Genomic DNA, 23,491 nt, shown 5'->3' on the forward strand with positions numbered 1-23,491 from the left:
CCCGACGGCGCCGTCGCCCTAGGTTGGTCCCCGACCGACGGGGGCACGACGAGACCGCGCGCAGCCAGACGCGCAGGGGGGCCGACGCATGGTGAACATCCTGCTGGCCGGCGGGATCTCGATGGTGCTCTCGTTGCTATGCACCCCGCTGCTGGTGCGGTACCTGGCCGGTCACGGCTTCGGTCAGTTCATCCGCGACGACCTCACGCAGCACCACTACAAGCGCGGCAAGCCGACGATGGGCGGCACGGTCATCATCGCCGCGGCCCTCGTCGGCTACTTCGGCTCGCACCTCGTGCTCCTCGGCGCCAACGCCACCGACCTCGTGCAGGTCGCGCCGGGCCGGATCACGCTCAGCGCGCTGCTCGTCCTGCTGCTGCTCGTCGGCATGGGCGTCGTCGGGTTCCTGGACGACGTCATCAAGATCTCGAAGGCGCGCAGCCTGGGCCTGACGTCGAAGCAGAAGCTGCTCGGCCAGGCGCTGGTCACCGTCGCCTTCGCCCTCCCCGCCCTGCTGGCCGAGGACGCCGACGGGCACGCTCCGGCGTCCGCGGCGATCTCGGTCGTGCGCGACACCGCGCTGGATCTCGGTGCGGCCGGCCCGCTGCTCGGCGTCGTGCTGTTCGTCGTGTGGTGCAACCTGCTCGTGGCCGGGGCCTCCAACGGCGTCAACATCACCGACGGCCTCGACGGCCTGGCCGCCGGCGCCTCGATCATGGTGTTCGGCGCGTACACCGGGATCAGCCTGTGGCAGTACAACCAGAGCTGCCTGGTGGCGGCCGGCCCGCGCTGCTACGAGGTGCGCGACCCGCTCGACCTCGCCGTCGTCGCCTGCTCGATCGCCGGCGCCTGCTTCGGGTTCCTGTGGTGGAACGCCTCCCCCGCCAGCATCATCATGGGCGACACCGGCTCGCTCTCCCTCGGCGCCGCCCTGGCCGGGCTCGCCATCTTGACCCGCACCGAGCTGCTGCTGGCCCTGCTCGGCGGGCTCTTCGTCCTCATCACGCTGTCGGTCGTGATCCAGGTGGCGAGCTTCCGGCTCACCGGACGACGCGTCTTCCGGATCGCGCCGATCCACCACCACTTCGAGCTGGTCGGGTGGGCCGAGATCACCATCGTGATCCGGTTCTGGATCGTCGCCGGGATCTGCGTCGTCGCCGGCGTGGGCCTCTTCTACGGTGAGTGGGTCACCGGACTCTGACGAGAGGACCCCGCATGGTCGACCGCACCCGCGCCGTCGCCGAGGCGTGCACCCGCCACCTCTACGCGCACGGGCGGTCGACGCCCGCCCAGACGCTGGAAGCGTTGCAGGACGAGGCATCTCGTGGCGTCGACGCCGACCGCTACGGCGACGGCGGCGTGGTCAGCGAGGTCGAGGAGCAGGTGCGCGAGCTGCTCGGCACCGAGGCCGCGGTGCTCCTGCCCAGCGGCGTGATGGCGCAGGGCATCGCGCTGCGGCTGCACGCCGAGCAGCGCGGACGGCGCGTGGTGACCATGCACCCGTCGTCGCACCCGGTGGTGCACGAGGAGGACGCGCTCACCGCGGCGCACGGGCTCGACGTCCGTGCCGTCGGCGACCCGCACGCCCTGGTCACGGCCGACGACCTGCTCGGCGTCGACGGCGTGGGCGCGGTGCTGGTCGAGCTGCCGCAGCGCGAGACCGGCGGCCAGCTGGTGCCGTTCGACGACCTCGCGGAGCTGTCGCAGCGCTGCCACGACCGGGACGTCGCGCTGCACCTCGACGGCGCGCGGCTGTGGGAGTGCGGGCCGGCGTACGACCGGCCGCTCGCGGACGTCGTCGGGCTGGCCGACACCGCGTACGTCTCGCTCTACAAGGGGTTGGGCGCCACGGCAGGGGCCGTGCTGGTCGGGCCGGCGGACCACGTCGCGGCGGCGCGGGTCTGGCGGCGCCGGCTCGGCGGCACCCTGCCGTCGCTCTGGCCGCTCGCCCTCGGCGCCCGGCGCGGGATGCGCGAGCACCTGCCGCGCATGCCCGAGTACGTGGCCCACGCGCAGGCGCTGGCCGCAGCGCTCGCGGACGTCGTCGAGGTCGTCGCGCCGCCGGCCACGACGCTGTTCCACGTCGTGCTCCCCGGCTCGCCAGACGACGTCCAGGAGGCGCTGCTCGACGTGTCCGAGGAGTCCGGCGTGTTCCTCAGGCACGGCGGTCCCGGGCCGCGCGAGGGCACCACGCAGGTCGAGCTCTACGCCGGCGCCGCCACGCTCGAGGTGAGCCCCGACGAGGTGGCCGAGCTCTTCGGCCGGGTGATCTCCCACCTGACGGCCAGCCCAACCGCCTGATGGAAAACGTTATCGATAACGATTGACACAGCACGTCGCCCTGCTGCACCCTCGGTCAGCGTGGTCCACGTCACACCGGCGTGGCGGACCCGAAGGGACGCTCGATGACGACGAGAACTCGAGCCGCAGCGGTCGCCGTGCTCTGCGCCGGCACGCTGCTGGCCACGGCGGCGTGCGGCGGTGGCGGGAGCGGCGACTCCTCGAAGGACGCCGGTGGCAAGACCACGATCACGTGGTGGCACAACTCGAACAACGAGCCCGGCAAGGGCTACTACGAGAAGGTCGCGAAGGACTTCGAGGCCAAGCACCCCGGCGTCACCGTCGAGATCAGCGCCATGGCCCACGAGGACATGGTCGACAAGCTCGACGCGGCGTTCCAGAGCGGCGACCTGCCGGACATCTACATGGAGCGCGGCGGCGGCGAGCTGGCCGACCACGTGGACGCCGGGCTGGTGCGCGACCTGTCGGGCGACGCGTCGTCCGAGATCTCGAAGATCGGCGGCTCGGTGGCGGGCTGGCAGGTCGACGGCAAGACGTACGCGCTGCCGTTCAGCCTCGGCGTGGTGGGCTTCTGGTACAACAAGCAGCTCTGGAGCAAGGCCGGCATCACCGCCACGCCCACCACGATGGACGAGCTCTACGACGACATCGGCAAGCTCAAGGCCGCGGGCGAGACGCCGCTCTCGGTGGGCGCCGGCGACAAGTGGCCGGCCGCGCACTACTGGTACTACACCGCGCTGCGGTCGTGCCCGCAGACCGTGCTGCAGAACGCGGTGAAGTCGCTGGACTTCAGCGACCCGTGCTTCGTCAAGGCCGGTGACGTGCTGCAGACGCTGCTGCAGAAGAAGCCGTTCAACAACGGCTTCCTGAGCACCCCGGCGCAGGAGGGCGCGACGTCCGCGTCGGGCCTGCTCGCGACCGGCAAGGTGGCCACCGAGCTGCAGGGCCACTGGGAGCCCGGCGTGATGCAGGGCCTCACCGACGACAAGAAGGGGCTCGGCGACCAGACCGGCTGGTTCCCGTTCCCGGCCGTGGACGGCGGGCAGGGCGACCCGAAGGCCCAGCTCGGCGGCGGTGACGCCTGGGCGGTCTCGAAGGACGCGCCGTCCGCCGCGGTCGACCTGGTCAAGTACCTGCTGTCGGACGAGGTGCAGACCGGCTTCGCCAAGAACGACATGGGCCTGCCGACCAACCCGGCCGCGACCGGCTCGGTGTCCGACCCGGCGCTCGCCGAGCTGCTGAAGGTGCGCGACGACTCGCCGTACGTGCAGCTGTACTTCGACACCGCGTTCGGGACGTCGGTCGGCGGCGCGATGAACGACGAGATCGCCCTGCTGTTCGCCGGGAAGGCGTCGTCCGCCGACGTCGTGAAGGCCACCCAGCAGGCGGCCGACGAGGAGAAGTGATCCGACGGTGACGCAGCAGGGGGCAGCAGTCCGCGCCACGTCCACGCGTGGTCCGGTCGCCCGACGTGCCCTGGCACGCCGGGCGACCGGGCGCGAGGGGTCGTGGCGCCAGCGCGTGGAGGTCGCGGTCTTCGTGACGCCCGCGCTGCTGCTCATGGGCGTCTTCGTCGTGTGGCCGGTCGTGTCGGCGGTGCGCATGTCGTTCTACCGCTGGCGCGGCTTCGGCCCGATGGACGAGTTCGTCGGGCTGCGCAACTACCAGCGCGTCCTGCAGGACGACGTCTTCACCGGAGCGGTCGCGCACAACCTCGTCGTGGTGGTGCTGTCGCTGCTGCTGCAGCTGCCCCTGGGGCTCGCGATCGCCCTGCTGCTCAACCGACGCATCCGCTTCCGCGGTGTGCTGCGCACCGTCGTGTTCGTGCCGTACGTCGTCGCCGAGGTCATCGCCGGTGTCGTCTGGTTCCAGCTGCTGCAGCCGGACTCCGGCGTCGTCGACGGGCTGGTGCGCGCGGTCGGCCTGACCCCACCCGAGCAGGGCTTCCTCGGCACGCCGTCCCTCACCCTCGGCACCGTCTTCGTCGTCCTGACCTGGAAGTACGTCGGCATGGCGGTGCTGCTCTTCCTCGCCGGCCTGCAGAGCGTCCCGGACGAGCTGTACGAGGCCGCGCAGCTGGACGGCGCGAGCTGGTGGCAGGTGCAGCGGCGGGTCGCGATCCCGTTGCTGGGCCCGACGATCCGCACCTGGGCGTTCCTGTCGATGATCGGGTCGCTGCAGCTGTTCGACATGGTCTGGGTGCTCACCGGCGGCGGTCCGGCCAACGCCACGACGACCATGGCGACCTACCTCGTGGGACAGGGCACGCAGCGGCACAACTACGGCGTGGCCGGCGCGGCGTCCGTGGTGCTGTTCGCCGTGGCCTTCGTGATGGCCCTGCTGTACCAGGTGTTCGTGCTGCGCCGTGACACGGAGGCGACCCGATGACCACCACCACGGTCGACCGCTGGGGCGGCCGGCGGCGACGGCGCTCCTTCGGCGGGGGCGGCCCGCTCGTCTACGCGCTCGCGGCCGTCGTCGTCGCGGTGACCCTCGGACCGGTGCTGTACGGCGCGATCGGCGGCTTCCGCACCAACGAGCAGCTGGCCCGCGACCCCGCGGGTCTCCCGAGCCCGTGGGTCGGCCACAACTACGCCGACGTCGTGACCAACGACGCCTTCTGGCGCTACGCCCTGAACTCCACCGTCATCGCGATCATCACCACCGTGGTGGCCGTGCTCGCCGGCGTCATGGCGGCCTACCCGTTGGCGCGCTACCGGTTCCGGTTCCGCGAGCCGCTCTTCATGGTCTTCGTGCTGGGACTCCTCTTCCCCGCCGCCGTCGCCATCATCCCGCTGTTCATCCTCGTCACGCGCGACCTCCAGCTGGGCAACACCTGGTGGGGCGTCGCGCTGCCGCAGGCGGCGTTCGCGCTGCCGATGACCGTGGTGATCCTGCGCCCGTTCCTCATGGCGCTGCCGCGCGAGCTGGAGGAGGCCGCGCTCATCGACGGTGCGACGCGGGTCGGCGTGTTCTGGCGGATCGCGCTGCCGCTGTCGGTGCCGGGCCTGGTGACGGTGGGGGTGCTGGCGTTCGTGACGTCGTGGAACGCGTACCTGCTGCCGTTGCTGCTGCTGCGCGACGACATGCGTACGCTTCCCCTCGGCGTCGCCGACTACTCGACCGAGCACTCGGCCGACACCGCGGGCGTCCTGGCCTTCACGACCATCGCGATGATCCCCGCGCTGGTGCTGTTCCTCGCGCTGCAACGGCGCATCGTGAACGGCCTCCAGGGCGCGGTGAAGGGCTAACGGCGTGGACGTCGGAGAGGACAGGACCATGGACCCGATCACCACCCCGGACGACGGCGGGCGCCGTCCGGGGCCGTCGAGCCGGGTCACCATGCAGCAGGTGGCGGCCGAGGCCGGCGTCTCGGTCTCGACGGTCTCGAAGGTCATCAACGGGCGGTACGGCGTCTCCTCGGAGACGGTCGAGAACGTCACGGGCGTGATCAACCGGCTGGGGTACGAGGCCAGCCTGGTCGCCCGCAGCCTGCGCAACCGGCGCACCAACGTGGTCGGCGTGCTGGTCGCGGACTTCGAGCCGTTCAGCACCGAGGTGCTCAAGGGCGCGGCAGACGCGTTGCGCGACACGGGGTACGAGCTCGTCGCGTACTCGGCCGGCGGCCGGGTCGACGAGCACGTCGGGTGGGAGCGGCGCTACCTCTCGCGCGTCATGGGCACGCTCGTCGACGGCGCGGTGCTCGTCACGCCCACGGTCACCGACGTCCAGTACGACGGACCCGTCGTCGCCGTCGACCCGCACACCGGGCCGTCGCAGCTCCCCTACGTGGCGGCCGACAACCTGCAGGGCGGCCGCCTCGCCGTCGACCACCTGCTCTCGCTGGGGCACCGGCGCATCGGCATGGTCACCGGCCGGCCGGACCTGGTGTCGGCGCAGCTGCGCGAGCAGGGCTACCGCGAGGCCCACGCCGCCGCCGGAGTTCCCGTGGACGAGTCGCTGCTGCAGCCCGGCCAGTTCGAGCCCGAGCAGGCGCGAGCGGCCGCCCGTCGGCTGATGACCGCCGACGACCCGCCCACCGCGGTGTTCGGCGCCAACGACCTGTCGGCCCTCGCCGTGCTCGAGGTCGCTGCCGAGCTGGGTGTCGACGTCCCCGGCCGGCTGTCGGTGGTCGGGTTCGACAACGTGCCCGAGTCCGCGCTGGCGCCCATCCCGCTGACGACCGTGCAGCAGCCGATCCGGCAGCTGGGGCACCAGGCCGTCGACATGCTCGTGGCGCTGATCGCCGGAGAACCGTTGCGCGAGAACCACGTCACGCTCGGCACCACGCTCGTGGCGCGGGCCTCCACCGCCGCCCTGGGGGCGTCATGATCGACCTCTGGCAGGACCCCTCCGCGCCGGTCGAGGCCCGCGTCGCCGACCTTCTCGGCCGGATGTCGTTGCGGGAGAAAGTGTCCCAGCTGTCCGGCGTGTGGTCCGTCGATCCTGAGGTCGGCGACATGGCGCCCATGCTGAGCGAGGCGCTCGGTCCGGGTCAGCCGTGGGAGGAGCAGATCGCCGACGGGCTCGGGCAGCTCACCCGACCGTTCGGCACCGTGCCGGTGTCGCCCCTCGACGGCCTGACCTCGCTGGCGCGGCGCCAGCGGGAGGTCGTGGCGGCCAACCGCTTCGGCATCCCGGCGCAGGTGCACGAGGAGACCCTGACGGGCCTCAACGCCTGGGGCGCGACGGTCTACCCGTCGCCGCTGTGCTGGGCCGCGTCGTTCGACCCGGACCTCGTCGAGCGGATGACCGCGAAGGTCGGGTCGACGATGCGACGGCTCGGCGTGCACCAGGGCCTCGCCCCCGTGCTGGACGTCGTCCGCGACCTGCGGTGGGGCCGGGTCGAGGAGACCATGGGCGAGGACCCGTTCCTGGTCGGCCTGGTCGGCGGCGCCTACGTCCGCGGGCTGGAGAGCACGGGGGTCGTGGCCACGCTCAAGCACTTCGCGGGGTACTCCGCCTCGCGCGCGGCCCGCAACCTGGCACCGGTGTCGATGGGCCCGCGCGAGCTCGCGGACGTCGTCCTGCCGCCGTTCGAGATGGCGCTGCGGGCCGGGGCGCGGTCGGTGATGAACTCCTACACCGACACCGACGGCGTCCCCGCGGCCGCCGACGCCGGTCTGCTCACGACGCTGCTGCGCGACACCTACGGCTTCACCGGCACCGTCGCCGCCGACTACTTCTCGGTCGCCTTCCTGCAGACCCTGCACCGGGTCGCAGCCACCCCTGCGGAGGCGGCCACGCTCGCGCTGACCGCGGGCATCGACGTCGAGCTGCCGTCGGTCAACGCGTTCGCCGATCCGCTGCTCGGCGCCGTGCGCGACGGGGCGCTCGACGAGAAGCTCGTCGACCGGGCGCTGGGCCGGGTGCTCCAGCAGAAGTGCGAGCTCGGCCTGCTCGACCCGGGGTGGCAGCCCGAGGAACCGTCCGACGTCGACCTCGACGACGCCGCGGCCCGCGGCCTGGCCCTCGACCTGGCGCGGCGGTCGGTCGTCCTGCTCGCGAACGACGGCACGCTCCCGTTGCGGCAGGACGCTCGCGTCGCCGTCGTCGGCCCCAACGCCGACACCTTCGAGGCCATGCTCGGCTGCTACTCCTTCCCGATGCACGTGCTGGTGCACCACGAGGACGTCGACCGCGGCCTCGCGATCCCCACCGTGCGCGAGGCCCTGGCCGCGACGGCCGACGTCTCGTACGCGCTCGGCTGCCCGGTGCTCGGCGGCACCGACGACGAGCTCGCGGCGGCGGTCGAGGCGGCCCGAGGCGCCGACGTCTGCGTGGCCGTGCTCGGCGACCGCGCCGGGTTGTTCGGCAACGGCACCTCCGGCGAGGGCTGCGACGTCGCCGACCTCACCTTGCCCGGACGCCAGGAGGAGCTGCTGGAGGCGTTGCTGCGCACCGGGACCCCGGTCGTCGCGGTGCTCCTGGTCGGGCGTCCGTACGACCTGTCGCGGCAGGCCGACCGCCTCGCCGCGGTGGTCTGCGGCTTCTTCCCCGGCGAGGAGGGCGGTCGGGCGGTCGCCGACGTGCTCACCGGCACGGTCAACCCGTCCGGCCGGTTGCCGGTGAGCTTCCCCGGCGCCGGGGCGACCCAGCCGTGGACCTACCTCGCACCGCCGCTCGGGCAGCGCAGCGAGGTCAGCGCGGTCGACCCCACACCCCTGTACCCCTTCGGCCACGGGCTCTCCTACGCCTCGGCGACCTGGGGCGAGGTGCGGACGTCGAGCCCGACCTGGGCGACCGACGGGACGGCCGAGCTCGAGGTCGAGCTGTGGTCGGACGCGGACAGCGAGGTCAGCGAGGTCGTGCAGGTCTACCTGCACGACGAGGTGGCCTCCGTCGTGCGGCCGGTGCAGCAGCTGGTCGCCGCGGCCCGGGTCGACCTCGCGCCGGGCGACCGGCGGCGGGTCCGCTTCACGCTGCACGCGGACCTCACGTCCTTCACCGGCCGCGACCTGGCGCGCGTCGTCGAGCCCGGTGCGGTCGAGCTCAGGGTGGGGGCGTCGAGCGCCGACGTCCGCGCCGTCGTCCGGCTCGAGCTCGTCGGCAGCACCCGTCAGGTCGGCGCCGACCGCGTGCTCCTCCCGGACGTCGAGGTCGTCGCGGGCTGATGCAGGTCGACGGACCGCTGGAGCAGGTGCGCGAGCACCGCACCTCCGTCGTCCCGCCGGACGACCTGGAGCCGTTCTGGCGCAACGCTCTCGACCTTCCCGCGACCCGCGTCGAGCTCGAGCCGGTCGAGTCCGGGCTGGTCGCGGTCGAGACCTTCGACGTCACGTTCACCGGCGCCGACGAGCACCCGGTGCGGGCGTGGCTGCACCTGCCCGCCGCCCCGCTGCGCACCGGACGGCTGCCGGCCGTCGTCCAGTACCAGGGCTACAACGGCGGGCGCGGTCTGCCGCACGAGCACGTCTTCTGGGCCACAGCCGGCTACGCGCACCTCGTGGTCGACACCCGGGGACAGGGCAGCGGCTGGACGACGGGCGCGACCGCCGACCCGGCGGGCGGCGGCCCCGCGCAGCCGGGGTTCCTCACGCGGGGCGTCGAGAGCCGGGAGACGTACTACTACCGGCGGGTCTTCGTCGACGCCGTGCGAGCGCTCGACGTGGTGGCGACCCACCCGGCGGTCGACCCCGAGCGGGTCGTCGCGGCCGGTGGCAGCCAGGGCGGCGCGATGGCGCTGGCAGCCGCCGCGCTCGCGCCGGGAGCGGTGGCGGCACTGCTGTGCGACGTGCCGTTCCTGTGCGACCTGCCGCGTGCGGCGGCCGTGGCGCAGGCCGAGCCGTACCTCGAGCTGGTGCGGTACCTCGCCGCGCACCGCGACCGGGTCGCGCAGACCTTCGCCACGCTGGCCAGCTTCGACGGCGCCGTGCTGGCCCGGCTCGCCACCGCGCCCGCGCTGTTCTCCGTGGCGCTGATGGACCTCGTCTGCCCGCCGACCACGGTGTTCGCGGCGGTCAACGCCTACGGCGGCCCGGCCGACGTCGAGGTGTACGAGTTCAACGACCACGAGGGCGGCGAGGCGTTCCACCGCAGCCGCCAGCTCGAGTGGCTGCCTCGGGCGCTCAGTCGACGACGACCTGGAAGTTGACCGGCCGGCTGCCGGGGAAGGCGACCTGACCCGACGCGTCCAGCATCTTGAACCGCACGAAGCAGAAGCCGCTGGCGCCGGGCACCGTGATCTCGGCCGTGACGTCGACCAGCTTGCCGGGCGCCGTGTCGGGCACCGGGACGTCGGCGATGGTCTGGCAGGTGTCGCGTCCCTGGGGCAGGTCGACGCGGTGCAGCGTGTAGCCCTTCCAGGCGACGGTGCCGGCGTTCTTGAGACGCCACACCTTGTCGACCGTCGTCCCGTGGGCGACGTGCGCGCAGTCGGGCAGCGTGATGTCGGCGACGAAGGCGGCCTTGTCGCCCTCGTGGGTCGGCCCCTGCACCGGTGGGTTCTGCTGGTGCACCGGGCAGTCGGCCGCGAGGTACCGGTGCGGCGGCGTCGCGGCGGTCGGCGCGTGCCCGTGCGTCGCCGCCCACGCGACACCGCTGCCCGCCACCAGCAGCACCGCCACGAGCGCGACGAGCACGACCCGGCGCCGGCGGGGCCGTCGTCCGGTCGGCGTGGTGCCCCCCGGCTCGGGAACGGTCGAGGACGGCCCGGACGGCCCGGCCGCGGGCAGCGCGTCCTGCGGGTCGGCGACCGGGACGTCGATCCTGCCCCGGGTCGGCACCGCGGCGGCCGCGCTCGGCACGAGCACCACGGGCGTCGTCCGGACGACGGCCGGGCACACCGCGCGGCTGGCGCGCTCCCAGCGCTCGCGGTAGTCCGCCGGGTCGGCCCCGCAGGCCTTGACGAACTCGACCGTGGTGCCCCAGCTCGGCAGCCGGTTCCCTTGTGCCGCTTCGTGCAGCGTCGTGTGCGAGATGATCCGCGACCGACCCGACATGACGCGGAACGACGGCTTGCCCGCCGCGTCGCGCAGTGCCGTCAGATCCGCGGCGAACCCCTCGATCGCCGCTGCTCTCTCGAGCGCCTTCGTGTCCCCCACGGCCGCCTCCTCGCAGCACGCGCCCGACGTCGCCGGGCTGCGGTGGGGACGTTACCGGCAGACCGGGCGGCCCGGAAGGGGGAGAAGTCCCCGTTCCGGGCCGCCTGGCGACCGTGGTCGTGACTAGCCGGTGATCACGATCCCGGTGTAGTACGACTGCAGGATCGCGCGGTAGCCCTTGCCCGCGTTGGCCTGGTCGCGCGAGCCGTACTGCGACATCCAGTTGCCGTCGACCCAGCCACCGCACGCGGTGGTCGTCGAGCAGTAGTGCGCCTGCAGGACGTTGCCGCTGCGGGTCATCCGCACCGTCCACGTCCGGTCGACCGCTGCGCTGGTCGAGGCCACCGCGGACGACGGCCGGTAGACCTGGTCACCCGTGTCGTCGCGGACGTCGTAGCACGCGCCGCCCGGCGTCTTGCGGGTCGAGTGCAGCGCCCAGTACCAGGCGTAGCTCTTGACCGCCATGGCGCCGGAGTCGAGCGAGGCCGCCGGCCAGCTCGACACCCACTCGTTCGGCAGCACGTTCTTCACGTAGGTCTTGAAGTTGACCCGGTCGACCCGCCCGAGCCCCGTGCGGTACACGAGGATCGTGGTGGGCAGCGTGGTGTTGGTGCCGTCGGTCTTGCAGCCCGTGGGCGGTGCCGACGACAGCAGCTGGTGCGAGGCGTTGTTGTTCTTCAGCGTGGCGTTCAGGTTGCCGCGGGTGCCCGCGCCGAAGTCCTGGTGCGACCCCGCGAAGTTGCTGTTGAAGTACACCCGCACCGTCTTGCCGGTGCGGTTCCACACCGACGCCGCGTTGTTCTTGACGCAGAGCCCCTGGCCGTTGCCGGCTCCCTTGAACTCGTAGCAGCTCGGCTGGGTGGCTCCGTAGTCGTCGAGCGAGTCGGTGAAGTCCGAGATCGACCCGGCCTCGCCGCTGTTGAAGTAGTAGCAGAACTCCCCCGCGTCGCAGTGCCCGTCCCGGGCTGCCGCCGACGCGGACGGCGCGAACGCCAGTCCGGTCAGCAGCAGACCCAGCACGGCCAGCAGCGCGGAGAGCGCCGTCCTGGTCCTGGTCATGTCCGTCGTCCTCAGTCGTCAGGTCGTCAGGTCAGTGGACGTTGTAGCCGCGGGCGTGCCAGAAGGACGTCGGGTCCGGGTTGTCCAGCGTCGGGTCGCCGACGCTCTTGGCCGCCAGCGTGTGCCGGCCCGGACGCATCTCGACGTGGGTGTGCGCGGCGCCGCTGGACGACACCCCGTGCCACGACTCGTCCGCGATGACCTCGCCGACGCTGATGGCGTCGCCGATGGTGACGGCGGCCCGCGGCGCGGTGTGCAGGTAGATGACGGTCTTGTCGAGCGAGGCGTTGTAGACCGCGATGGTCGACAGGCCGCCGCTGCCCGTGGAGCCGCGGACCACGTTGATCACGGTGCCGGCGACGAGCGCGTGGACGTCGGAGCCGACGCTGCGCGCGATGTCGATGCCCTCGTGGCGCCCGGGCGTGCTCTGGTAGCCGTCGAAGCCGCAGGTGATCCGGCCGCCGGTCGCCTTGTACAGCCCGTACGACATGTCGGTGCGCGCCGCGAACGGGCCGAAGTCGTGCGAGGCGTTGTTGTTCTTCAGCGTCGCGTTGAGGTTGGCCTTGTCGCCCGCCGCGATGGTCTGGTACGAGCCGCCGTAGCCGCTGTTGAAGAACACACGCACCGCCACGGAGCTGCGGTTCCAGACCGAGGCCGCGTTGTTCTTGACGCACAGGCCCTTGCCGTTGCCGGCGCCCTTGAAGTCGTAGCAGCTGGGCTGGGTGGTGCCGTAGTCGTCGATCGACCCGGTGAAGTCGGAGACCGAGCCGGCCTCGTTGCTGTTGTAGTAGTAGCAGAACTCGCCGGCGTTGCAGACGCCGTCGCGCGAGGCGGCGAAGGCGGGCGAGCTGGCCGCGAGGGCCGGGACGGAGACCGCGAGCGCGAGGCCCGCCGTCGTGAGGGTCTTGCCGAGCGTCTTCATGGTGTCCTCCGGATCGGTGGTGGTGCCTGCTGTCAGGTGGTGCGTTCTGTCGGGTGGTGCCTGCTGCCAGGTGGTGCGGTGGTCGTGCGCGGCCGGCGTCACTGGGCGCGCTGGTACTCCTCCCACGTCACGATGGGCACGTGCGGGCCGTCGTCCGCCGCCCGGTCCGCCAGGCCGTTGAGGCCGAGGTAGTAGTCGCCGGTCTGGTGCTGCGCCTGGCTCGACAGGTCGGTGTCGTTGATCGCCGCGGCGTGGATGTGCCACGGCCAGTCGCCCTGGCTCGGGTTGCGCACCCAGGCCGCGAAGCCGACCTTGCGCAGCGTCTTGGCCACCGTCGTGCGCGTGCTGGCGGTCATGCCGGTGACCGAGATGTCGACGACGCCGCCGCCGTCGTGGGTGCCGGCCGACGTCGGGTCGCCGCCGGGGTTGTACGAGCCCTGCTCGAGCACCAGGTCGCGACCGAGCAGGCGCTCGGCCTCGACGATCATCGCCTTGGTGCGCGTGTCGACGAGCTGGCCGTCCATCGAGACGCGAGCGCCCGGCGTCACGACGTGCGCGACCGTGTAGCGGTTGGTGCCGAGCGAGGTCAGCGAGGTCTTGCCGGGCAGGCCGTTGGCGTCCAGGCCGGTGTAGCCGAGGGACTTCTGGAACCGCTGGTAGGCGGCCACCGTCTCGCTGCCGAAGTACCCGTCGACCCACTGCTGGTCGAGCATCCCCTTGGCCTGCAGCGCGCGCTCGACCGCCAGGACGCTCGCCTTGGCGCCGGTCGTGTACGTGTGGTCGGCCCGCCGCGGGTCGATCTGCGCGGCCTTGACGGTCGCCTCCACGTCGACGACGGGCAGCGCGGCGGCCGTGGCGCTGGCTGCTGACGCGCCGACCGGCACGAGAAACGCGACGGCGAGGCCGACGGCGAGGGACTGGCGGAACGGCATGAGACCTCCAGGTGCGGGGTGGCGGACCCCCCTGCGGGCCGCCGGCGCACACCCTGCGCCCGGACGCCAGGTGTCCGGCACCCCCGTCGCGCGCCCGGACGCCGCTCCCTGCTGTCAGCAGGGCGCTGACCTGCGAGGACGTCGGTGTTGTCAGACTGCGCCGCGCCCTGGCCTGACAGCCCGCGCGCCGCGTGGGGCGGGGCTCAGCGGCCGGGCGGCACCGTCTCGACGGGTCCGCCGCCGAGGTGGAACGGCGTCGCCGCCGGGCCCCGCTGCTGCGGGCAGCCGGCCAGCACGCGGGCGGACGCCGAGCGCTCGGCGTCCGTCATCCACAGGCCGTAGGCGGCCTTGACCGCGACCTGCCGGGCGACGTACTGGCAGCGGTAGCCGGTGTCGGGCGGCAGCCAGGTCGCCGCGTCGCCGTCCCCCTTGCGGCGGTTGGTCGGGCCGTCGACGGCGAGCAGGTTGAGCGGGTCGTTGGCGAACTGCTCGCGCCGCGCCGCGTCCCACTGCTGCGCGCCCTTCTGCCAGGCGTCGGCGAGCGGGACCACGTGGTCGACCTGCACGCGCGACGACGTCCCGGGACCGCGCACGAACGCGACCGAGCGACCGGTGTACGGGTCGTCCAGCGTGCCGCGCAGCACCACGCAGCCGTGGGTGCCGGCCTTCAGCACGTACGCGTGCAGGTCTCGCCGCAGGACGTCGTCGCGGGTGTCGCAGCCGTTGCGGTCGGTGTCGCTCCAGGCGGCGCCGAAGGCCGCGCGCTCGTAGCCGGTGCGCGGCGCACGCCCCTTCACCGGCACGCGGGCGAGCGCCGCGAGCGACGTGCCCGCGGCGCCGGCCTCGGTCGCGGGGACGGCGGTGGCTGCTGTGGCTGCGGGGCCGGCGCTGGCTGCGGTGGTTGCGGTCGCTGCCGGGCTCGGGCGCGGGTCGGCCGCCGCGCCGAGCCCCTCGCCGCTGGTGCGCAGCACCGCGCTGATCACCGAGGTCACGAGCACCGCGATCGCCACCGCGGCCACCAGCCCGGCGACGGCGGACGGCGCCCAGCGCAGCGGCGGCGGACGCAGCAGCTCGGTCGTCGCGACGTCGTGGTGCTCCACCGGGTGGGCGGGGACCCAGAACGTCCAGCCGGCTGGTGCGGGCGGCCAGGAGTGGTCGGGTTGCCAACCCGCCGGCGGCGTCCAACCCACCGGCGGCTGCGGCCACCCGGGCGGTGCGTTGAACTGCATGCGCGACCCCTGCTCCACGGCAATTGTTCGCCTGGCGCAGCAGCATGCCCCGCCCGGTGGCGCGGCGTGGGTGCTTTCGCGGAATGTCCCCTTCGCGTCAGCTGCGCGTCTCGCGCCGGTCCTGCACCAGCAGCGCGACGCCGGCGGCCACCACCAGCAGGCCGATCACCAGGATCGGCGTGCCCGGTCCGGGCAGGGGCACCAGCGCGATGCCGGCGCCGACCAGCGCCAGGCCCACCACCACCGTCGTCCGTGCCACGGCGGGAGCATCGCAGCCGCCCCGGCGCCCCCGCAGCGCTTTCGCACCATCTCAAGCAGACGGGCTCGAGAAAATGCGCTCGGGAGAGCCAGCGGCGGCCGGCGTGTCGGCGCGGGCGACGGCGCCGGTGACCAGCAGGTACTGGGCCGCGACGTAGGTGGCCATGACCGCGGCGTCCTGGCCGCCCACGTCCACGCCGGCGATGCCGAGGCCGATCAGCAGGTCGGACGCGACGAAGATCCCGCCGCCCCACGCCAGGCGCGCGCCCAGCGCGGAGGCCGAAGCGCCCATGGTCGCGAGCGCCGCGCTGTAGACCAGCACCGGCCAGCGCAGCTCGCCCAGGTGCGGACCGACGGCGAGGTTGGCCGCGACCCAGCCGGCGCCGTAGGCGAGGGCGGGCGCCGGGCGGCGGCGCAGCGCGTCGAGCGCACCCAGCTCGGCGAAGTGCCGCACGTAGCAGCCCTGCGCCACCAGGAAGGCGCCCATGCCCGCCAGCCACGCGGGCGTCGACCCCGACATCAGGGCGACGTCGCCCGCGGTGCTGGCCGCCAGGGCCGAGAGCAGCCACGGCGACGGACGACGACCCGCGGCCCGGGACGTCGCGACGGCCAGCGCCGCGATCGTCGGCACCAGCAGCGGCTTCGTCGCCAGCACCAGCGGCCGGACCTCGAGCAGCTGCGCCGCGCAGTGCACCGCGCCCAGCCCGAGCACCGCGATCCGCAGGGCGGGGACGAGGCGGGGTCGGCGCACCGGCGCAGCCTAGCGAGGCCGCGCCGGTGCGCTCCCGGGCCGAGCGGTCAGGCGGCCGCGACCGGCACGCCGTCGGCCGGCACGTCCTGCTTGCGGGCGTTGATGACCAGGCCGGCCACCAGCAGCGCGAAGCCGAACATCACCGCGCCCCAGAAGAAGGACACGTGGTAGCCGTGCACGAACGCCGACGGCAGCAGCCGCGGCGCGTCCTGCGGCGAGCGCAGGTTGTCGGCCATGTAGCCCGTCACCGCGCCGGCGAACAGCGTGTTGAGCAGCGCCGTGCCGAGCGACCCGCCGATCTGCTGCGAGGTGTTGAGTACCGCGCTGGCCACGCCGGCGTCGTGCGGCTCGACCCCGAGCAGCGCCGTGCTGGACGCCGGGATGAACACCCCGGCCAGGCCGAAGCTCATCAGCAGCTCGGGGATCAGCACGTGCGACCAGTAGGCCGTGCCGACGTCGATGCGGGTGAGCAGGAGCATGCCGACCACGGCCATGACCAGCCCGGGCACCATCAGCGGCTTGGGCCCGAAGCGCGGCAGCAGCTGCGCGACGATGCCGGCCGACACGATGATCCCGCCGCTGAACGGCAGGAACGCGAAGCCGGCCTTGAGCGGGCTGTACCCCAGGTTGATCTGGAAGTAGTAGGTGAGGAACAGGAACATGGCGAACAGGCCCGCGCCCACGAAGAGGAACACCAGGTAGGACCCGCCGCGGTTGCGGTGCGTCACGACCCGCAGCGGCAGCATCGGGTTGGGGCTGCGCCGCTCCCACAGCACGAACGCCACGAGCAGCACCAGGGCGAGGCCGAGGAAGGTCAGGGTGGCGCCGTTGGTCCAGCCCTTGACCGACGTGTCGCCGGCGATCTCGGGGTGCGCGGCGCGAGCGGCCTCGGTGAACCCGTAGACCAGCGAGAACAGGCCACCGGTGGCGAGCAGCACGCCCGGCACGTCGTACCGGGTGTCGCCGTGCGCCTTGCTCTCGTGCACCAGCACGGTGGCGGCGGCAGCCACGACCAGCGCGACCGGCACGTTGACGCCGAGGCACCAGCGCCACGAGGTGTACTCGGTGAGCGCACCGCCGACGATCAGGCCGATCGCGGCACCGCCGCCGGCGAGCGCGCCGAAGACGCCGAACGCCTTGGCCCGCTCCTTCGGCTCGGTGAACATCACCGTGACGATCGACAGCGCCGCGGGGGCCATCAGCGCGGCGAACGCGCCCTGCAGGCCTCGGGCCGCGAAGAGCAGCTGCTGGTTGGGCGCCAGGCCACCGAGCGCCGAGGCACCCGCGAAGCCGAGCAGGCCGATGATGAAGGTGCGTTTGCGGCCGGTGTAGTCGGCGATGCGACCACCGAGCAGCAGGAGCGCTCCGAACGCGAGCGTGTAGGCCGTGACGACCCACTGCCGGTCGGCGTTGCTGATGTCGAGCGCCTTCTGCGCGGACGGCAGTGCGATGTTCACGATGGAGGCGTCGAGGATGATCATCAGCTGCGCGGCGGCGAGCACCGTCAGCGCCCACCACCGGCGCGGGTCGGGGGCGTCGGCGCCGGTCTCGGCGGACGCGGGGGCAAGTGAGTCGGACACGGGGTCTCCCGGAGAGCTGGCCAGAACTGCTTGCGTGATGCAAGCAAGAACCTAGGGAAGCCCACCGACAGTCCCGATCGCACGATCTTTTTCCGCCCGTTCACCGACGCGCAACGGGCACGAGGGGGCGAACCGGGCGAACCCTCCTACGTCCGCGCCTCCGCCGGCGCCCGGCGCGACCGGACGTCGCCCGTCATGTCCTCGAGCTCGCGGCCCTTCGTCTCGTCGACCTTCCAGAGCACGAAGAAGAACGACAGCAGCGCGAACGCCGTGTACAGCCCGTAGGCGAGCACCAGCGAGACCGCCGAGAGCGGCGGGAAGGTCGTGGTGATGATGAAGTTGGTGATCCACTGCGCGGCGGCGGACACCGACAGCGCGGCGCCCCGGATCTTGTTGGGGAACATCTCGCCCAGCAGCACCCACACCACGGGTCCCCACGTCGCGCCGAACGACACGACGAAGAGGTTGGCGCCCACCAGCGCGATGCCCGACCACGGGCTGCCGAGCTGCGGCGTCTTGGTGCCGTCGTCCGCGACGGTGATGACCGCCTGGGTGAACGCCAGCGTCATGGCCCCCAGCGCCACGACCATGCCCGCGGACCCCGCGAGCAGCAGCACCCGACGTCCGATCTTGTCGACGAGCGCGATGGCCACCACGGTGACCGCCATGTTCGTCACCGCGGTGATCGCCGAGATGACGAACGAGTCGGACTCGCTGAAGCCCACGGCCTGCCACAGCGTCGTCGAGTAGTAGAAGATCACGTTGATGCCGACCAGCTGCTGGAAGGCCGACAGCGCGATGCCGACCCAGACGATCGGCATCAGCCCGAAGGTGCTGCCGCGCAGGTCCTTCATCGACGGCGTGTGCTCGCGGTCGATCGTCTTCTGGATGTCGTCGATCTTGCGGTCGGGCTGGCGCAGGCCGACGAAGCGGCGCAGGACGTCGGCGGCCGTCTTCAGGTCGCCCTTGGCCACCAGGTAGCGCGGCGACTCCGGGATCTGCAGCGCGAGGACGCCGTAGACCAGCGACGGCACCACTCCCACCAGGAACATCCAGCGCCACGCCGGCAGGCCCAGGATCTGGTCGTTCGCGCCCCCGGCGGTGTTGGCCCAGAAGGCGTCCGAGAGCAGCGCGACGAAGATGCCGATGGTGATCGCCATCTGCTGCAACGACCCCAGCCGCCCGCGCATCGAGGCGGGGGCGATCTCGGCGATGTAGGCGGGCGCGATCACCGAGGCGATGCCGATGCCCAGACCGCCCACCAGGCGCCAGAACGCGAGGTCCCACACCGAGAACGCGAGACCGGCCCCGATCGAGCTGGCGAAGAAGAGGACCGCGCCGATCAGCATCACGCGGGTGCGGCCCCACCGGTCGGCCCAGCGGCCGGCGTACCAGGCGCCCGCCGCGCAGCCCAGCAGCGCGATCGCGACGACGAAGCCGGTGACGAAGGACGAGAGCTCGAACTGGCTCTCGACCGCGTCGACCGCACCGTTGATCACCGACGAGTCGAAGCCGAACAGGAAGCCGCCCACGGCCGCCGCCACCGAGAGCATGACCACCTTGCCGTGGTGCTCCTGGGCCGAGCTCGACGGCGCGGCGTCCTCTCGCGCGTCCGACATGGGTCGTCCTCTCGCTCGGCGGTACGAAGATCGCGGTCCGGGACAGTTCTACGCCCGCCGGACAAACCCGGCCACCGGGGAACCGCTCGCGCGCCGTCCGTGACCGGCGTCTCGTCGCACGTGGTCATGACCACCCCCGCGGCGCCGGTAGGATGGAGGACGTCGGCGCGCGCCGTCGAGCTGAACGGGTCCGTCCCGGGCGGCTGGCGGCCCCAGGCACGTCACATCTCGGCGCTCCGACACCCCACCGGCCAGCAACCGCTGACGTCCGGTGCCACGGGTGCCCCCTGGAGCGCCCGGCGTGTCGACGCCTCGCCAGCAGCGCCGCTGTGCGGCTCGTCGTCGTGCCAGCCGTCACGAAACGAGTTCACCCTCTTGTCTTCGCACCACCCCAGCACCGACCGTCAGCGCGTGCGACCCGTCAAGGTCGCCGCCGACAACGCCTTCCTGGCCCTCGGCCTGCCCGAGCTGCTCGTCGAGCGGCTGGCCCGCGACGGCGTCACCGCGCCGTTCCCGATCCAGGCCGCGACCATCCCCGACGCCCTGGCCGGACGCGACGTCCTCGGCCGCGGCCAGACCGGCTCCGGCAAGACCTTCGCCTTCGGCCTGCCGATGCTCGCGCGGCTCGCCGGCGGCCGCACCAACCCGCGCAAGCCCCGCGCCGTCGTCCTCGTGCCGACCCGCGAGCTCGCCATGCAGGTGCACGACAGCCTCGAGCCGCTCGCCCACGTCATGGGCGTGCGGGTCAAGCTCGTCGCCGGCGGTCTGCCGTACCACAAGCAGATCAGCGCGCTCGAGCGCGGCGTCGAGGTGCTCGTCGCCACGCCGGGCCGCCTGACCGACCTGGTCGACCGCGGCGCCTGCGACCTCTCCGAGGTCGAGATCGCGGTGCTCGACGAGGCCGACCACATGTGCGACATGGGCTTCTTCCCCGCCGTCACCGAGCTGCTCGACCACACGCCGAGCACCGGCCAGCGCCTGCTGTTCTCCGCGACGCTGGACGGCGACGTGGACCGTCTCGTGCGCGACTACCTGACCGACCCGGTGACCCACGAGACGGACGGCGCCACCGCGTCGGTCACGACGATGGAGCACCACGTGTGGCTGGTGAAGCCCGCCCACAAGGCGCCCGTCACCGCCGCGCTCGCCGCGCGCGAGGGCCGCACCGTCGTGTTCGTCCGCACCAAGCTCGGCGCCGACCGCGTCGCCGGCCAGCTGCGCGAGCAGGGCGTCCGCGCGGCCGCGCTGCACGGCGGCCTCGGCCAGGGTGCGCGCAACCGCACGCTGGGCGCGTTCAAGGACGGCCACGTGCCGGTTCTCGTCGCCACGGACGTCGCGGCTCGCGGCATCCACGTCGACGACGTCAGCCTCGTCGTCCAGGTCGACCCGCCGGCCGACCACAAGGACTACCTGCACCGCGCCGGCCGCACGGCCCGCGCCGGTGGCACCGGCACGGTCATCACCCTGGCCCTGCCGCACCAGCGCCGCCTCGTCGACCGCCTCACCACGGCGGCCGGCGTCGAGACCACGCCCGAGATGGTGCGGCCGTTCGACGACGCCGTCCTGCAGGTGACCCGTGGTGCGACGCCGAGCGGCGAGCTGGTCGAGGAGCGCGACCTGTTCCCGCGCCGTCCGGCCCGTCCGCGGCGCGGTGGCGGCTACGCCGGTCGTCGCGAGGGCGGTCCGCGCCAGGGCGGTCCCCGTCGTGAGGGCGGCCCCCGTCGCGAGGGCGGCCCCCGTCGCGAGGGCGGCCCGCGTCACGGCGCCCCGCGCCGACACCAGAACGGCTGACCGCCAGGACATGCCAAGGCTCGGGCCTGCTTTCCAAGGGCTGCAACCCTTGGACAGCAGGCCTGGCCCTGCATGACGTGATCAACTGCGACCGGGTCAGCGGGCGGGAGCGGCTCCGCGGCGGTTCTCGATCCAGGTGCGCGTCGGCGCCTGCTCGACGGTGGGGCGGCCGAAGAGCCAGCCCTGCGCGTGGTCGCAGCCCATGTCGCGCAGCAGCTCGGCCTGCTGGGTGCTCTCGACGCCCTCGGCCGTCACCGAGTACCCGTGCGCGTGGGCGAGCTCGACGATCGCCCGGACGACGGCGCTCGGCCGTGACGTGCCGTCGAGCCGCTTCACGAACGACCGGTCGACCTTGATGAACCCCACCGGCAGGTCCTGCAGGTACGACAGCGCCGAGTAGCCGGTGCCGAAGTCGTCGACGCCGGTGAGGATGCCGACCGCCTTGAGCGCGCGCATGGCGTCCTGCGCCGGTGAGTCGCCCGGCACCAGGCTGGTCTCGGTGAGCTCGAGCCGCAGCGCGGACGACGGCACGCCGTGCCGCTCGAGCAGCCGGGTCACCTCGCCGTCGAAGCCGGGCTGGCTCAAGGTCCGCGCCGAGACGTTCACCTGCATCATCAGCTCGTTCTCGCCCGTGGCCGCCCACTGCGCGAGGCGCGCCACGCCGGTCTCGAGCATCCAGCGGTCGAGCTCGACGATCAGGCCGGTGTCCTCGGCGACGTCGATGAAGCCCTCGGGCAGCACCAGGTCGCCCTCGTCGTCCACCAACCGCATGAGCGCCTCGACGCCCACGACGCGCTCGTCGGCCAGCCGCACGATCGGCTGGTGCACCGCGACCAGCCGGCCGCGCTCGATGGCCGCCCGCAGCCGCCGCTCGGCGCGCACCCGCGACTCGGCCTCGGCGCGAAGGGCGCTGTCGTACAGGGCGACCCGGTCACGACCCGCGGTCTTGGCGCGGTACATCGCGAGGTCGGCCTCGCGGAACAGCTCGCCGCCGGCGCGACCCGCGTGCGACGCCACCGAGATGCCGATGCTGCCGGTGCAGACGAGCTCGACGCCCTCGACCGTGATCGGCTGGCGCACCTCGTCGAGCAGCCAGCGCGCGACGTCGACCGCGGCCTCGACACCGGCGACCCATGGCAGCAGGACGACGAACTCGTCGCCGCCGAGCCGGGCCACGGTCGGCGAGCAGTCGCTGACGTCGTGCAGCTCGAGCGCGCTGGTCAGCCGGTCGGCCACGGCCACGAGCAGCGCGTCGCCGACGGCGTGGCCGAGGGTGTCGTTGACGAGCTTGAACCGGTCGAGGTCGAGCAGCAGCAGCGCCGCCAGCGGGCCCAGCCCGTCGGAGAGGTCGGCCGCGAGGTCGCCGTCGATCGGCAGCAGCTCGGCCGGGTCGGGCTCGGGCAGCGTGGCGATGCTGCGCCGGGTGAGCTCGTCGAGGACGGTGCGGTTGGCCAGGCCGGTGAGGCCGTCGCGCGCGGCCATGCGGGCCACCTCGCGCTCGGCGCCGCGCTGGCTCGTGACGTCGACCGTCGCGCCGAAGACACCGGTCAGGACGTCGCCGTCGAGCATCGCGCGCGACCAGGCCACCAGCTCGCGCCACCCGCCGTCCGCGTGGCGCAGCCGCAGCGTCTCGGTGCGCCCCTCGGGGGAGTCGGCGACGTGCTCCTGCATCGAGCAGCGGCGGCGGTCGTCGGGGTGCAGCAACGACTCCCACAGCTCGAGCGTCGGCGTCACCGACTCGTCGACACCGGTGATGTCGTACATCTCCGGCGACCACTGCAGCTCGTCGGCGACCGCGTCCCAGCGCCAGAGGCCCGTGCCGGTGAGGCTCGACGCGGCCGACAGCCGCAGCCGCTCGCCGGCCAGGTCGGTGCGGATCGTCGACGCCACCATCGCGGCGGACGCCGAGTAGGCCAGCAGCGACAGGACGTCGCAGTCCTCCTGCGAGAACGCGTGCGGCTCGGCCGAGCCCAGGACGACGACGCCGAGCGAGATCCCGCCGTGGCGCACCGGCGCCACGACCAGGGAGCGCATGCCGTACCGCTCGTGCATCACCGGAGCGATGCGCGGGTCGGTGGTCGCGTCGTGGCACAGCAGCGGCTCGCCGAGCAGCAGCGACTTCTCGCTCAGGGTGCCGCGGGCCGACAGCCGGTGACCGGCCTGGAGCAGACCGCCGGTGACGCCGGCCACCGCGGCGATGCGCAGGTGCCCGGCGTCGAGCAGCGGCACCGCGACCGACCCGCCGAGGATGCGATGGGTCTCGTCGACGAGTGCCTGCGCGACGTCGTCCGGCGCCGGCCCGGACCGCGCGATGTGGTGCTGCGCCTCGACGAGCACCTTGAGCCAACGTTCCGGCGGCAGCACGGACTGCGCGGGCACCGGGAGGTGGCGCGCGGTGTCCTGCCCCCCGTCGGCCATCCCCACCTCCGTCGCGAACGACACGCAGACGACCCATGGTGTCACGCACCGGAGCCGCACGGTGCCCGAACGGCGAAGACCACCCCAC

19 protein-coding genes are annotated in these 23,491 nt (G+C 73.1%); 9 read left to right on the top strand and 10 right to left on the bottom strand.

What is annotated here, in order from left to right; all coding sequences use genetic code 11:
• Positions 1-88 precede the first annotated feature (88 nt).
• The 8 genes from mraY (at position 89) to ACYVJ4_RS06605 (ending at position 9,895) form a co-directional block, all read left to right on the top strand.
• Positions 89-1,201: a phospho-N-acetylmuramoyl-pentapeptide-transferase gene (gene mraY, locus ACYVJ4_RS06570; protein ID WP_460459312.1), complete on the top strand. Its 1,113-nt coding sequence runs from the start codon at positions 89-91 to the stop codon at positions 1,199-1,201.
• 14 nt (positions 1,202-1,215) lie between these two features.
• On the top strand, positions 1,216-2,301 hold the full coding sequence (locus ACYVJ4_RS06575) for a threonine aldolase family protein (RefSeq protein WP_460459313.1): 1,086 nt from the start codon (positions 1,216-1,218) through the stop codon (positions 2,299-2,301).
• A gap of 104 nt (positions 2,302-2,405) precedes the next feature.
• Positions 2,406-3,707 (top strand): ABC transporter substrate-binding protein, encoded by a 1,302-nt coding sequence (locus tag ACYVJ4_RS06580; RefSeq protein ID WP_460459314.1) that lies wholly within the window; start codon positions 2,406-2,408, stop codon positions 3,705-3,707.
• A 115-nt stretch (positions 3,708-3,822) separates the two neighbouring features.
• Positions 3,823-4,689: a carbohydrate ABC transporter permease gene (locus tag ACYVJ4_RS06585; RefSeq protein ID WP_460459315.1), complete on the top strand. Its 867-nt coding sequence runs from the start codon at positions 3,823-3,825 to the stop codon at positions 4,687-4,689.
• A complete protein-coding gene (locus ACYVJ4_RS06590; RefSeq protein ID WP_460459316.1) occupies positions 4,686-5,552 on the top strand; it encodes a carbohydrate ABC transporter permease in 867 nt (288 codons plus the stop codon). Before ACYVJ4_RS06585 ends, ACYVJ4_RS06590 begins: the two co-directional genes overlap by 4 nt.
• Positions 5,553-5,580: 28 nt before the next feature.
• Positions 5,581-6,633, top strand: coding sequence for a LacI family DNA-binding transcriptional regulator (locus ACYVJ4_RS06595; protein ID WP_460459317.1), 1,053 nt, complete (start codon positions 5,581-5,583; stop codon positions 6,631-6,633).
• Complete coding sequence (locus ACYVJ4_RS06600; protein ID WP_460459318.1) at positions 6,630-8,915, top strand: glycoside hydrolase family 3 N-terminal domain-containing protein; 2,286 nt, start codon at positions 6,630-6,632, stop codon at positions 8,913-8,915. Before ACYVJ4_RS06595 ends, ACYVJ4_RS06600 begins: the two co-directional genes overlap by 4 nt.
• A complete protein-coding gene (locus ACYVJ4_RS06605) occupies positions 8,915-9,895 on the top strand; it encodes an acetylxylan esterase (protein ID WP_460459319.1) in 981 nt (326 codons plus the stop codon). The genes ACYVJ4_RS06600 and ACYVJ4_RS06605 overlap by 1 nt, the downstream gene beginning before the upstream one ends.
• Here ACYVJ4_RS06605 and ACYVJ4_RS06610 read toward each other — a convergent pair.
• The 9 genes from ACYVJ4_RS06610 to ACYVJ4_RS06650 all read right to left on the bottom strand — a co-directional run bounded on the left by ACYVJ4_RS06610 (position 9,870) and on the right by ACYVJ4_RS06650 (position 19,194).
• On the bottom strand, positions 9,870-10,844 hold the full coding sequence (locus ACYVJ4_RS06610; RefSeq protein WP_460459320.1) for an NBR1-Ig-like domain-containing protein: 975 nt from the start codon (positions 10,842-10,844) through the stop codon (positions 9,870-9,872). The genes ACYVJ4_RS06605 and ACYVJ4_RS06610 overlap by 26 nt on opposite strands.
• Positions 10,845-10,967: 123 nt before the next feature.
• On the bottom strand, positions 10,968-11,903 hold the full coding sequence (locus ACYVJ4_RS06615; RefSeq protein ID WP_460459321.1) for a peptidase inhibitor family I36 protein: 936 nt from the start codon (positions 11,901-11,903) through the stop codon (positions 10,968-10,970).
• Positions 11,904-11,934: 31 nt separating this feature from the next.
• The gene (locus ACYVJ4_RS06620; RefSeq protein WP_460459322.1) at positions 11,935-12,825 is read right to left on the bottom strand and encodes a peptidase inhibitor family I36 protein; all 891 of its coding nucleotides are present in this window, start codon (positions 12,823-12,825) and stop codon (positions 11,935-11,937) included.
• Positions 12,826-12,923: 98 nt separating this feature from the next.
• The gene (locus tag ACYVJ4_RS06625; protein WP_460459323.1) at positions 12,924-13,757 is read right to left on the bottom strand and encodes a peptidoglycan-binding domain-containing protein; all 834 of its coding nucleotides are present in this window, start codon (positions 13,755-13,757) and stop codon (positions 12,924-12,926) included.
• A 203-nt stretch (positions 13,758-13,960) separates the two neighbouring features.
• Entirely contained in the window at positions 13,961-14,986 is a 1,026-nt protein-coding gene (locus tag ACYVJ4_RS06630) for an HNH endonuclease family protein (protein ID WP_460459324.1), read from the bottom strand.
• Positions 14,987-15,083: 97 nt separating this feature from the next.
• Positions 15,084-15,245: a hypothetical protein gene (locus tag ACYVJ4_RS06635; protein WP_460459325.1), complete on the bottom strand. Its 162-nt coding sequence runs from the start codon at positions 15,243-15,245 to the stop codon at positions 15,084-15,086.
• Positions 15,246-15,296: 51 nt separating this feature from the next.
• Entirely contained in the window at positions 15,297-15,995 is a 699-nt protein-coding gene (locus ACYVJ4_RS06640) for a lysoplasmalogenase (protein WP_460459326.1), read from the bottom strand.
• A 47-nt stretch (positions 15,996-16,042) separates the two neighbouring features.
• Positions 16,043-17,575: an MFS transporter gene (locus tag ACYVJ4_RS06645; RefSeq protein WP_460459327.1), complete on the bottom strand. Its 1,533-nt coding sequence runs from the start codon at positions 17,573-17,575 to the stop codon at positions 16,043-16,045.
• A 146-nt stretch (positions 17,576-17,721) separates the two neighbouring features.
• Entirely contained in the window at positions 17,722-19,194 is a 1,473-nt protein-coding gene (locus ACYVJ4_RS06650; protein ID WP_460459328.1) for a sugar porter family MFS transporter, read from the bottom strand.
• 327 nt (positions 19,195-19,521) lie between these two features.
• Between ACYVJ4_RS06650 and ACYVJ4_RS06655 the strand changes: the two genes are divergently transcribed.
• Positions 19,522-20,985 (top strand): DEAD/DEAH box helicase, encoded by a 1,464-nt coding sequence (locus ACYVJ4_RS06655; RefSeq protein ID WP_460459356.1) that lies wholly within the window; start codon positions 19,522-19,524, stop codon positions 20,983-20,985.
• A 96-nt stretch (positions 20,986-21,081) separates the two neighbouring features.
• On the opposite strand, the gene ACYVJ4_RS06660 is transcribed toward ACYVJ4_RS06655, so the two are convergent.
• Positions 21,082-23,403, bottom strand: a complete 2,322-nt coding sequence (locus ACYVJ4_RS06660) for a putative bifunctional diguanylate cyclase/phosphodiesterase (protein ID WP_460459329.1) — start codon at positions 23,401-23,403, stop codon at positions 21,082-21,084.
• Positions 23,404-23,491: the final 88 nt, after the last annotated feature.

The sequence above is a fragment of the Angustibacter peucedani genome (genome assembly GCF_054779595.1).

Coding starts and splice junctions, on each gene's coding strand:
- mraY (WP_460459312.1), top strand. CDS start 89: ATGGTGAACATCCTGCTGGCCGGCGGGATCTCGATGGTGCTCTCGTTG.
- ACYVJ4_RS06575 (WP_460459313.1), top strand. CDS start 1,216: ATGGTCGACCGCACCCGCGCCGTCGCCGAGGCGTGCACCCGCCACCTC.
- ACYVJ4_RS06580 (WP_460459314.1), top strand. CDS start 2,406: ATGACGACGAGAACTCGAGCCGCAGCGGTCGCCGTGCTCTGCGCCGGC.
- ACYVJ4_RS06590 (WP_460459316.1), top strand. CDS start 4,686: ATGACCACCACCACGGTCGACCGCTGGGGCGGCCGGCGGCGACGGCGC.
- ACYVJ4_RS06595 (WP_460459317.1), top strand. CDS start 5,581: ATGGACCCGATCACCACCCCGGACGACGGCGGGCGCCGTCCGGGGCCG.
- ACYVJ4_RS06600 (WP_460459318.1), top strand. CDS start 6,630: ATGATCGACCTCTGGCAGGACCCCTCCGCGCCGGTCGAGGCCCGCGTC.
- ACYVJ4_RS06605 (WP_460459319.1), top strand. CDS start 8,915: ATGCAGGTCGACGGACCGCTGGAGCAGGTGCGCGAGCACCGCACCTCC.
- ACYVJ4_RS06615 (WP_460459321.1), bottom strand. CDS start 11,903: ATGACCAGGACCAGGACGGCGCTCTCCGCGCTGCTGGCCGTGCTGGGT.
- ACYVJ4_RS06620 (WP_460459322.1), bottom strand. CDS start 12,825: ATGAAGACGCTCGGCAAGACCCTCACGACGGCGGGCCTCGCGCTCGCG.
- ACYVJ4_RS06625 (WP_460459323.1), bottom strand. CDS start 13,757: ATGCCGTTCCGCCAGTCCCTCGCCGTCGGCCTCGCCGTCGCGTTTCTC.
- ACYVJ4_RS06630 (WP_460459324.1), bottom strand. CDS start 14,986: ATGCAGTTCAACGCACCGCCCGGGTGGCCGCAGCCGCCGGTGGGTTGG.
- ACYVJ4_RS06650 (WP_460459328.1), bottom strand. CDS start 19,194: ATGTCGGACGCGCGAGAGGACGCCGCGCCGTCGAGCTCGGCCCAGGAG.
- ACYVJ4_RS06660 (WP_460459329.1), bottom strand. CDS start 23,403: ATGGCCGACGGGGGGCAGGACACCGCGCGCCACCTCCCGGTGCCCGCG.